The 12,167-nt window shown below is 34.1% G+C and carries 7 protein-coding genes; 4 read left to right on the top strand and 3 right to left on the bottom strand.

Annotated features, from left to right (window positions below; translation table 11 throughout):
* Positions 1–11: 11 nt before the first annotated feature.
* Together RM538_RS04865 and dgt are read right to left on the bottom strand one after the other, a co-directional pair.
* Positions 12–2,636: a T9SS-dependent M36 family metallopeptidase gene (locus RM538_RS04865; RefSeq protein WP_311332280.1), complete on the bottom strand. Its 2,625-nt coding sequence runs from the start codon at positions 2,634–2,636 to the stop codon at positions 12–14.
* Positions 2,637–2,754: 118 nt separating this feature from the next.
* Entirely contained in the window at positions 2,755–4,089 is a 1,335-nt protein-coding gene (gene dgt, locus RM538_RS04870; RefSeq protein ID WP_311332659.1) for a dGTP triphosphohydrolase, read from the bottom strand.
* 165 nt (positions 4,090–4,254) lie between these two features.
* Between dgt and RM538_RS04875 the strand changes: the two genes are divergently transcribed.
* The gene (locus tag RM538_RS04875; RefSeq protein WP_311332281.1) at positions 4,255–7,113 is read left to right on the top strand and encodes a TonB-dependent receptor; all 2,859 of its coding nucleotides are present in this window, start codon (positions 4,255–4,257) and stop codon (positions 7,111–7,113) included.
* A 26-nt stretch (positions 7,114–7,139) separates the two neighbouring features.
* Positions 7,140–8,342: a multidrug transporter gene (locus RM538_RS04880; RefSeq protein ID WP_311332282.1), complete on the top strand. Its 1,203-nt coding sequence runs from the start codon at positions 7,140–7,142 to the stop codon at positions 8,340–8,342.
* A gap of 90 nt (positions 8,343–8,432) precedes the next feature.
* On the opposite strand, the gene RM538_RS04885 is transcribed toward RM538_RS04880, so the two are convergent.
* Positions 8,433–8,798, bottom strand: coding sequence for a toxin-antitoxin system YwqK family antitoxin (locus tag RM538_RS04885; protein WP_311332283.1), 366 nt, complete (start codon positions 8,796–8,798; stop codon positions 8,433–8,435).
* 283 nt (positions 8,799–9,081) lie between these two features.
* Between RM538_RS04885 and RM538_RS04890 the strand changes: the two genes are divergently transcribed.
* Together RM538_RS04890 and RM538_RS04895 are read left to right on the top strand one after the other, a co-directional pair.
* On the top strand, positions 9,082–11,337 hold the full coding sequence (locus RM538_RS04890; RefSeq protein WP_311332284.1) for an inorganic phosphate transporter: 2,256 nt from the start codon (positions 9,082–9,084) through the stop codon (positions 11,335–11,337).
* A gap of 95 nt (positions 11,338–11,432) precedes the next feature.
* Positions 11,433–12,131: a DUF6503 family protein gene (locus tag RM538_RS04895; RefSeq protein WP_311332285.1), complete on the top strand. Its 699-nt coding sequence runs from the start codon at positions 11,433–11,435 to the stop codon at positions 12,129–12,131.
* Positions 12,132–12,167 lie beyond the last annotated feature (36 nt).

Here is a 12,167-nt window from a genome sequence, read left to right on the forward strand (position 1 = left end):
ATAATTATTAATTATCTAATAATTATTTTATTCGTATGTGAATAATTTCCTCCAAAAATTCTCACTACATAAACACCCGCATCCAATCCTGATGCATTGATATTTGTTACATCTTGTAAATCTGCTTCTTGAGTAAATACTTGTCTTCCGTTAATATCAAATATTGAAATGGTCACATCACCAACATTTACAATAGACTTAATACTAATATTCCCGTTTGATGGGTTAGGATAGATTATAAAATTGTTTTCAAAAGAGGTTTTATCTTCTGTTCCTAAGGTACAATTAGGCCCGGTTGGAACATCAAAATTTTCTACTTGATCAAATCTGTTGTTACTACTTCCTTGAGAGGCTCCAGCACCTAATCCTCTAGCTGCAAACGCTTCCCAAATTAAACAACGATTAACTCCTCCATTTGTAAGCTCATCAGCTTCTAATATTGCATCTCTACCACTTACAAAACCAGGACTACAGTTTTGTAGTTTCATTCCATCCATTACCAATTGGAAAGCAATGTTATTACCTCCTGTTCCATTATAAATATCTGAATCAAAACCATATTGATCTACAAAAGCCCATGTTAAATCCCACAACATAGTTGCCCAAACTGAACCAATTCCGTGGGGCTGTGAAACTGTACCAGAGTTAGTATCTGCATATGTTGCATCATTTATTGCAAAGTCGGTGCTGTAAGGTGCAACTCTATCTCCAAAACCAGAACCTAAAAGTCCTTGTCCCAATGCATATGTACCTACAGATCTAATGTCTTCTCCTTGATCTCCAGTTTTCATAGTAAGCACAAGTCCAACATAATCGCTCCAACCTTCTCCCATTTGCTCTGCATTTTGTAAACACCCTGCTGCTTGTGGTCCTCCTGTAAGTCTATTTGATATCCCGTGACCATATTCATGAGCAATAATTACATTATCCAAATCACCGTCTCTTTGAAAAGGGTCATCTCCAGAACCATCATCTTGTAGCGTAGCATTTATTGTTGTACCTCCTCCAAGTAATGCAGCTATCATTGGATCTCCATCTTCTTGATAAATCATTATTGCAGGAATACCAATTCCCGTACCTGTACCTCCCATAGGTATAGGATCTGTACCAACGTTGTTTACAACAACTACAGCTATTGCTCCAGCAGCTTCTGCCGAGGCAACTTTATCTGTAAAGTTGCACTCTCCTCTTCTTACTATTGCAATATTTCCATTCAGTGCTGCAGCATTGGTTATTGTGTCACAGCCATCATTTGGGTCTGTAGAAGCACCGGAGTCATCATCCTCCATTACTACAAGATCTCCAGTAATTGGCGTAATAGGTAATTGGGCGCCTCCATAATTAGAATCAAAAGCTAAATATTGCCCATCAAAAGGTCCTCCATTTACTGTCATTAAGGTTCCTAAAACAGTTCCAGGGGCATTCCATAAAAACATTTGCATTACACCATTTTGTCCATCTGGAGGAGTCCCAAAGTTAGCATTATTAAGACCACCTCCATCTTGGGATTGGGCAAAAACAAAATCTCCTTGAAAACCTCCATTTCCATAATTGTTTTGCTGAAAGTTTCCACTAGGTTCATCAAAACCATATTGGTACGCAACATCATGCACAATGTTGTTCCAGTAAAATAAATTTGTTGTCGCCGCGTCTAAGTAATCTATTGGTTGCTGAGGAAGCCCATAAGGGAAGTCAAAAGTAAGTGTTGGCCCTCCATCTGGTCCAAAAACAACATTATTGTTACCATCTGTATCATCATGAGCATCCACATTATTACCTTTTGTTCTTGTAAATTCTGCTCCAGCTACTCCATTAGTATCATGCCAACCAAATGGAGATGCAACCAAATTCTCTGGATTAGATACTAATTGACTTGGTGTATCATTTGGATTTTCAAATGGTATAGGAAAAACTCTATAAGAAGAAGTTCCTGCATTGTTTAATTCTAACTGATTTATTGGTGCTTCATTTGACCTTAAAATACTATACTCACTATGCCCAGAATGAGGCTGCTCTCCAAATGAACAATTAGAAACCCAGTCATGAATATCCAGTAATTCTCCTGTTTTAGCATTTATTCTTACACTATACCAATGACTCCTATCTGTAAGATAAATGTTTAAATCCCAAGCTAAAACGAGAACTCCATCTATATTTTGATATACTAGTTTTACAGGAATATTTTCTAGAGAAATCCCTCCATTAGAAAAAACTGTCTCAAATTGGGATACTTGTTCAACAATAGAGATAGCACTTGGGCTCTGTAACCCTAAAGAAGAAGCGGCCAAGGTAATTGCATTTTCTTTTGTAACTGAAGGTTGAAGTATTGAAATTCTTTGTGATAAATTTTCTTCAAAATCTACTTGAGAATACACAACTTGCCCATTTTTAATACCAAATGATGCAATAGCATTAAAAACTTCAACTCCTTGGTGTCTCTGGTTAACATATACATTTTCCAATTGCATACTATTAGAAAAGGCATTTGATTTTATAACTATATCGCTAACATCTTCGGCTTGTAATCCTAATTGAGAACGATTATTGGATAAATAATTATTAATTATGCTTGAAAAGTCTTGGGCTTGAGTCATTGTAATACATGATAGCGCAAGTAATAAGTAAAATTTTTTCATTCGAAAATTTTTTGATACGGCAAATTAGCCTATGGTTAATGCAAAATAGCGTAGATCATAAATGTATTACAATTCAATTAGACTATCAAGAAAACATAGTAGTTAATTGATTAACAAGCTATTTAACCTTAATTTTCTGAAAAATCTGTAACGAGTTTCCATCCGTCATACAGGAAATATAATTACAGCACGATAGTATATTATAATATAAAGGTTTTAAAGCATCTAGTGGGATTGAAGCCTGAGAAAGCAATAATTTTTCGTAATGCTTAATGGTTCCATTGCAATAACTTTCTGCTGCTTGTGTATAGGCATCTAACAAGGAGCTTAATATTTGATAGCCAGAAATTTCCTTTTCTATTACCTCTTTACTTTTATACACTTTCTCCACACTTACCTTTATAATATCTTCTATCTGTGCTTTGTACTGAGATATATCAAGTAAACTTTTTGAAAACTCCCCTTTCAATATTGCTTCTTCATTTTGCAAAAACAACTCAGATGATTCTTTTACCAGAGTATTTATAGCAAGAGATCGCAAATATGCTAATCTATCTGAAACATGACTAAGTTGGTTATATTTATTAATGTTTATGGTATCCTTTACCAACTTAATTAAATACTCTAAGGCCACTTCCTCTTCAATTAACCCAAGATTAATTCCATCTTCAAAATCTATAATAGTATAGCAAATATCATCTGCTGCTTCAACCAAAAAAGCTAATGGGTGTCTTGAATAACTAATACTACTATCATCTCCTCTTTGTAAAAGACCTAATTCGTTTGCTACTTCTTTAAAAAAGGTTTTTTCAGATTGAAAAACTCCAAATTTTTTATCGGCTATATGTGGTGTCGGTTTTTTAGGTAGTGATTCTTTAGGGTACTTCATAAAAGCACCTAATGTTGCATAAGAAAGGCGTAGTCCTCCCTCTACTCCATTTTTACTTTCAGAAAGTATCTTAAATCCATTTGCATTTCCTTCAAAATCTATTACATCTTGATACTCTTTCTCTGTAAAAATAGATTGAAATCGTTTTCCTTTTCCATGTAAAAAATAATCCCCAATTGCCTTTTCGCCACTATGACCAAAAGGAGGGTTACCAATATCGTGCGCCAAGGCAGCAGCGGCTACAATTGCTCCAAAGTCATTAAAATGATACCCATGCGCAACTGCTAGTTGAGGGTGTTTGTCTAGAATAGACTTACCAACAATTCTTCCAAGAGATCGTCCTACTACTGAAACCTCAAGGCTATGAGTTAGACGGGTATGCACAAAAGAAGTTTTTGACATAGGAATTACTTGTGTTTTGTCCTGTAAACTTCTAAATGCAGAAGAGAATATAACACGGTCATAATCAACCTCAAAACCTAATCTTGTGTCGTCTTGTTCTTTGCGTAATCTTTTTCTTTTATCTCCCTGTCTTTTAAGCGATAAGAGCGATTCCCATTGCATCATGTATAGTAAAATTAGTGTTTGCAAGATACCATTTTAATTTTTTGTTTTTGAATGTTAAGTAGTTAACATAGGGGTAACATATCTATCACAAATTAGTAACCTGTAGTTAACGCCATCTTTACATGATGTAGGTTTCTTTGCACAATAAATTTAACACAACTAATGAAGACTATAATAACACTCGCACTTATTTTATTCACTATTGGACTATCAGCCCAAACAGGTTCTATAGTTGGAAAATTGACAGATAAAGATTTTAATAACGAACCGCTTCCTTTTGCAAATGTCATTATTAAAGGGACTTCAACAGGAACAACCTCAGACATAGATGGTTTGTACGCTCTTGAAAATGTTCCGGTAGGTAGTTATACTATTGTATTTAGTTTTGTAGGATATGAAACTGTAGAGTTAGCTGCAACTGTAGAAGCTAATAAAGTCACAACAATTAATGTACCTATGGGTGCAAGTGCAGCAGCACTAGACGAAGTTGTAATTAAAACTACTGCTCGAAGAAATAGTGAAGTAGCTTTGCTTATTGAACAGAAAAAAGCAGCTACAATTACTCAAAATATTGGTGCTGAAGAATTATCTAGAAAAGGAGTTGATAATGCAGCGTCTGCTGTTGCTCAAATCTCTGGTATATCTCAACAGCAAGGAAGTAGCGAGGTTTATGTAAGAGGTCTTGGTGATCGTTACCAAAATACAACATTTAACGGCCTGTTTTTACCTTCAAACAACGTAAATAGAAAGAATATTGATTTAGATTTATTCCCTTCAGAAATTATTGAAAGTGTAGGGGTAAGTAAAGCATACACCAGTAAGTACTTTGGTGACTTTAGCGCAGGTAATGTAAACATAGTTTCTAAAGAGTATACAGGTCCTGGTTACTTAGCTGTATCTGTAAATTCTGGTTTTAATAGTGCTGCTATTGGAGAAGATTTTTTAAGAAGTGAAGGAACCAGCTACTTTGGCTTTTATAACAGATATGATAATAACCCGTTTGCAATTGTATTATCACATGGAGTAGATCCTGATGAGACAGGAACTGCAATTCCATTTAACGGAAGTATAGAAGGTGGATACTCTTTTAATATTGATGACAACCAACGTTTAAGTTTCTTCGGAACTGCAATCTTTGGAAACTCATATGAATATAGAGAAGGCCCTGCGGTAGATTTTACAAATGATGTAAAATTACGTTTCCCTGAAGTTGAAGAATACAGATATGGTACTAACACATCTGCACTAGGTTCTATTATATACAACCATAAAGATGGACACAAGCTTAAATTTTCTTCTTTGTTCTCAAACACCTCTAAAGATGAAGCAAGCTTCTTTGGTGTTGGCGGAAATGGTTTTAACAGAGATGGTTTTAGTGGAAACGGAGATGGAGGTTTTTACCAGTCTAACGTACAGTTTGACCAAGATATAATTTTTGTAAATCAATTAAACGGAACCCATACTATTAATGAAGATTGGCTAGTAGATTGGGGAGTTGGGTTTAATAAAGTATTCTCTGATCAACCAGACAGAAAGCGTATATCTTTAGAAGACTATCAATTCACTCTAGACGATGACCCAACAACAAATCCTATTTTTTACGATAACATTGTTTTTGATAACCAGCGTTATTTCCAGAGTATAGAGGATGATGAATTAAATAGCTATTTAAACGTTAATTATAAAGTTTCAGAAAACATAAACTTTACAGTTGGATATAATGGACGTACTAAAGAACGTAGATTTAATAACTGGCGTTATGGTTATGAAATTTTAGATAAAAATGCCAATCCTGTTTTAGACCCTCTTAGTCTTAACGACTTTTTTAGCCCAACCAATTTAGGAAGCTTATGGAACCTACAAGTAGCTACAAACCCACAAGGACTGGATGCAATTATAGGTTTAACTAATGTTCCACAATTATATGAAAATACCTATCAGGGTAATCTAGATATCCATGCAGGTTTATTTGAAGCAAGCATTACAGCAGGAGACTTTTTATTTGTCCCAGGTGTAAGAATCGAAAACTGGTCTCAATTTATTGAGTACGATGTTATTAATCCTGTACCAACAGATCCAGGGTTTCGTGATGTAACAGACAATTTATTTTTCCCAAGTTTAAACATTAAGTATGCATTAAACGAGGATATGAATTTACGTCTAGCAGGAAGTTTAACAGCATCTTATCCAGAATTTAAGGAAGCAGCAAACTTTGTATATGAAGAAGTTACACAACGTATAGGTGGTAACCCTGATGTATTAGGAAAGGCTGACGGTACTGGAGCTGCTTATTCAGAAATATTTAATGCAGATTTAAAGTACGAATGGTTTCCGGGTAGAAATGAGCTAATAGCACTTAGTTTATTTTCAAAAACCATTAAAGACCCTATTAACTTAGTTGTAGCAACAGATGCTACAGGAACACAAAGATATTTTAGAACAGGTGACCAAGCAGATGTATTTGGGGTTGAACTTGAATTAAGAAAAAATCTTGTCTTAGATGCAGACGAAAATCCATTGTTTACTGTAGGTGGAAACTTTGCATATACTAACACCAATCAAGATCTAAAAACAGTATCAACTACAGATGGTTTTAGTTATGGAACTTCATTTGGTGATAGAACCGAGTCTGAGCTTCAAGGAGCTTCAGAGTTTATTGCCAATGCAGATATTAATTACACCCCAACCTTTGGAAATTACAAACCTAAAGTAACGGCTGTAGTATCTTATTTCTCAGACAGAATTGCCGCTCTTGGTAGTGGTGGGCTAGGTGATATTATAGAAAAGTCGGTTCCTACTGTAAACCTTGTTTGGAGAAACAGTTTTGGAGATCACTTTGAGGCTAACCTTAGTGTAAAAAATATCTTAAACCCAGATGTCACAAGAGTTAGAGAAAACACAGGTGCGCAGAGTAGCCCTTTCTTAACAGAGTTTGGACTAATTAATGACGCTGGAGACGTTACTCTACGTGAATACAAAAGAGGAATTAATGTAGGATTAACATTGAAATATAAACTATAAAAACAATTATTTATTTAAACTTTAAAATGATGAAAACCAAATTTATTTTATTCATAGGCGCAATAGCCTTTGCATTCGCTTCATGTGAAAGCGACGACACTGCAGATATTATTATCGAAGACAATAGTGTTACTACAATCAATAACAATGGTGGTGGTGATGATGGTGGTGATGATGTAGTTATATTAAGTGGAGTTTACACTTCAGATTTAAACTTAACTGCAGACCAAGACTATTTAGTAAATGGTCCAGTAATTATGTCTTCTGGAACTACGCTTAATATTGCACCAGGAACTACTGTAAGAGTTGCACCTGTAGGAGTTAATGCATACATTGCTATAACACAAGGAGCAAAAATAATTGCAGACGCTAATGCAAACAACCCTATTGTATTTACATCTAATGCATCAAACCCTGGGTCTGGAGATTGGGGAGGTTTAGTTCTTTGCGGATTTGCTCCAATAAACTCTACAGCAGTTGGATCTACAGATACTTCTACTACTGAAATTGGAAGTTTAAGCTACGGAGGTAATGATCCAGCAGATGATTCTGGAATTTTAAGATATGTACGTGTAGAATATGCTGGTGGTGCTATTAATGGTAACACAGAGTTAAATGGTGTATCAATTCATGGTGTTGGTAACACAACAGTTATGGATTATGTACAACTATATTTTGGTTCTGATGATGGATTTGAATTTTTTGGAGGAACTGTAAACGCTAGTCATTTATCTGTTGTTGGTTCTGAAGATGATTCAATAGACTGGACTGAAGGTTATACTGGAAATCTTACAGATATTTACATCGAGCAAATTGCTGGAGCTCACGATAAAGCTTTTGAATGTGACGGATACAATACAGACTTCTCTAACGAAGGTGGATACTTCTCTGCTCCTAATGTAACTAATGTAACTATTGTAGGTTCTGGAGATACAGATGATGAAGCAATAAGATTACGTGCTGGAACACAAGGAATTTTTACTAACGTTTTAATTTCAGATTTTGATGAAGGTTTTGACCTTGATGGAGATATGGGAGATAATCCAACAGGACAAGGAGTACTTGATGATTTACTTCAAGCAATAGATGTTACATTTAATAATGTAAATACAAAAGTGAAAAATGATACAACTTTCACTTTTGATGAAGCAGACTTCCTTTCTGGTGATGGAAATGGTACTGGTACAGACTATGCTACATGGGGAGCTGGATGGACTAGAGGTTTATAAGAGTATTTGAATTAAGCCAATAATAAGATTTAAAAAGCCTGTGAGAATTATTCTCACAGGCTTTTTTTTGCAAAATAAATTTATAACTAATTATTTATTAGATACTACTTGTGTGTTCTTAATTTCCATGGTAGTTATTTTTGCAATGGCAGCATTTGTATAGGTAACTTCTTTAATAATATCTCCTATAAAAAACTTCCAAGTACCTACTTTATTACCATTTTCATAGTAAGCAACTGCAGTTTTATCTCCATTTACATCATAGCTAAACCATTCACCTTGTAGCTTATTGTCTTTTGTATAAAATCCTGTTTGAGCAATTTCTCCATTACTATGGTACAAAATTGCTTCAATTAAATCTCCTTTTACTTTATATTTATTTTGAGTTGCAACATCCTGTGCAAAACTTACAGAAACAAAAAATACAACTACAATACTTAAAATCATTCTTTTCATAACGGGACTATTTAATAATTACTTTACAAATATAGGAAATAATTCACTATTACGAAACATTTACGTAACATTAAATTAACATTAAACTTATAATAATTTGATTTACAATAATTTAAGTATGTTATTTTAACATTTTAGAGATAATTACATTAATACCTTTTATTTCTAGAATTAGTTGCTATTAAGGTATTACTATACTATCAACACAAGTAACTCATAACAATTACATAACATATGGTTTAAAAAATAATATCAATTTTGCTAAATAATCATATTATTCTTTATGGATTCTATTTACCTCATTATGTTGATAGCCCTTGCTATCCTAGCTATTGCAGATCTTGTAGTTGGTGTTAGTAATGATGCTGTAAACTTTTTAAATTCTGCTATAGGGTCAAAAGCTATTTCTTTTAGAACTATTATGATTGTAGCTAGTATAGGGATTGCCTTTGGAGCACTCTCCTCTAGTGGGATGATGGAAGTTGCTAGAAAAGGAATTTTTATGCCAGAGAAATTCTTTTTTGATGAAATCATGATCATTTTTATGGCAGTAATGATTACAGATATCCTTTTATTAGATTTCTTTAATAGTCTTGGACTGCCCACATCTACAACTGTTTCTATTGTTTTTGAATTACTAGGAGCAGCCGTTTGTGTTTCCATCATTAAAATAATGGGCAATGATGATAGTCTGCTGCAATTGGGAGAATACATAAACTCTGAAAAAGCCTTAGAAATTATAATTGGAATTCTACTCTCCGTGGTGATCGCTTTTACAATTGGAGCCATTGTTCAATTTATATCTAGATATTTATTAACCTTTAACTTTCATAAAAAAGCAACCTGGACAGCAGCTGTTTTTGGAGGACTTGCTACAACTGCCATAGCCTATTTTATAATAATTAAAGGATTAAAAGGAGCTTCTATCCTACCCCCTAATTTTAGTGCTTGGGCTGGTGAGAATCTATGGGCGTTTTTAGCAATTAACGCTGGAGTTTGGACAGTCTTTTCTTATTTGCTTGCAAAGTTTTTTAAACTGAATATTTACCGCCTAATTATCATTCTTGGGACTTTTGCACTCGCTATGGCGTTTGCAGGTAATGACCTCGTAAACTTTATTGGAGTCCCCATGGCTGCTTATAATTCGTACGAAGCTTGGGCAGCATCTGGCATAGATGCCTCTGCTTTTAGCATGGAAGTATTAGCCGAAAAAGTTCCCACAAAACCTCTTCTATTATTACTAGCAGGTTTAATTATGGTATTAACTCTTTGGTTTAGTGAAAAAGCAAGGCGTGTTGTAAAAACTTCTGTAGATTTATCAAGACAAGATGAAGTTAAAGAACGTTTTAAACCCAACTTGTTATCACAAAATTTAGTGCGTGGTGTAATTGGAGTCAATAATGGTTTAATAAAAATTATGCCTAAAAAGTTAAATGAAAGCATTAGACAACGTTTTGCTTTACCTACAAGCACAAAAGTACTATTGGCAGATGCTCCAGCCTTCGATATGGTTAGAGCTGCTGTAAACTTAATGGTAGCGAGTGTCCTAATTTCTATTGCCACTGGGATGAAACTACCTTTGTCTACTACCTATGTTACCTTTATGGTAGCGATGGGAACCTCTTTAGCAGATAAAGCCTGGGGAAGTGATAGCGCAGTATATCGTGTATCTGGGGTAATCAATGTTGTAGGTGGGTGGTTTATGACAGCTATTAGTGCTTTTACTGCTGCTGCATTATTAGCCTTTTTAATTTATCAATTTAGAGAAATAGCGCTTATAGGTTTATTTGTATTAGCTATGGTTCTTATTGTTAGAAATTATATACAAAGTAAAAAGAAAGCCACAGAGATTAAAGAAGAGTTAAAACTTAAAAAAGCAGAAAGCTCATCGATTGTTGGTGTTATTGAAGAAAGCTCTTCAAACGTGTCTACTGTTATGAAGCGTGGCGCAAAACTTTTAAGCTACACTATTGATAGTCTTGGAAGACAAAACTTAAATGGGCTTAAGAAGGCTATTAAACAAAGTGACAAATTAAGTGACGAAATTGATGAATTAAACAATCACGTTTTTTATTATATGAAAAATGTTGATGAAACTTCTACAGCAGCAAGTCGTTTTTATCTCCTCATTCAAGATTCTTTAGAAGACATTGTGCAGTCTCTAAGTAAAATAAGCTCTAAGAGCTACAAGCATGTTAAAAATGGGCACAAAGGGCTCCGTTTTAATCAAATACGAGATTTAAAGCAAGTAGAAGAAATGTTACTAGCACTATTTAGTGAAGTTAAAACTGAGTTTGATAATAATACACTAGATAACCTTCCTAATATTATTGACAAAAAACAAGAATTCTTAGATTTCATTTCAAATGAAATAGACACTCAAATACAAAGGTCTAAAGAAACAGGAAGCACCGGAAAAAACACTTCATTATACTTTACCATTATTTTAGAGTGTAAAGATATTGTTACAGACACCAATAGCTTGCTTGAACATTACTACCGTGAGTATACCAATTCTAAAAAGACTGATGTACTTTAGAATAACGGCTTGCCTTACTAAAAAAAAATGTTATCTAGTACTAGATAACATTTTTTTTACCATATAACTTTATTATATATGCTTACTTTTATCTAATGAAAACCATAATTACCTTACTACTAATTTTACTAAATAGTGTTAATTTATCCGCACAAGAACTTACAGGAAAACAACTCCTTGATAAAAGCATTCAATATCATGATCCAACAGGTGCTTGGAACACTTTTAATGCAGAATTTACTGTACGAATGAAAACACCAACTGCCTCAGATAGGCTTAGCGATATTATCATAAATATTCCTGAAGAGTACTTTAGCGTGACTGCAGTTAGAGACACTATAAAAACAGTTTATACTATTAACAAAGGAGTATGTAACACAAATATTGCAAAAGATGCGCCCAAGCAAAACAGAACACCTTGTGAAACAGCAGCTCTCTATAAAAACTACTACACCTACTTATATGGTTTGCCAATGAAACTAAAAGATGAAGGCACTATAATTTCTGAAACTGTCACAAAAAGGACCTTTAAAGGGAAAGAATATTTAGTCTTACAAGTTAACTATACTCAAAAAGTAGGTAGCGATGTTTGGTTTTTTTATTTTGACCCAGCTACTTATGCTATGGAAGTATATCAATTTTTTAAAGGAGACCCAGAAGCCGAAGGTGCAAATACTGGAGAATATATTTTACTGACAGAAGAAGTACTAATCAATAAAATAAAAATGCCAAAAAACAGAGCTTGGTATTACAATAAAGACGATGGGTATTTGGGAACAGATATTTTAGAATAAAAAAGGGCGACCAGATAGTCGCCCTTTTTTATACAT

The sequence above is a fragment of the Patiriisocius hiemis genome (assembly GCF_031846325.1).
Taxonomy (GTDB): Bacteria; Bacteroidota; Bacteroidia; order Flavobacteriales; family Flavobacteriaceae; genus Patiriisocius_A; species Patiriisocius_A hiemis.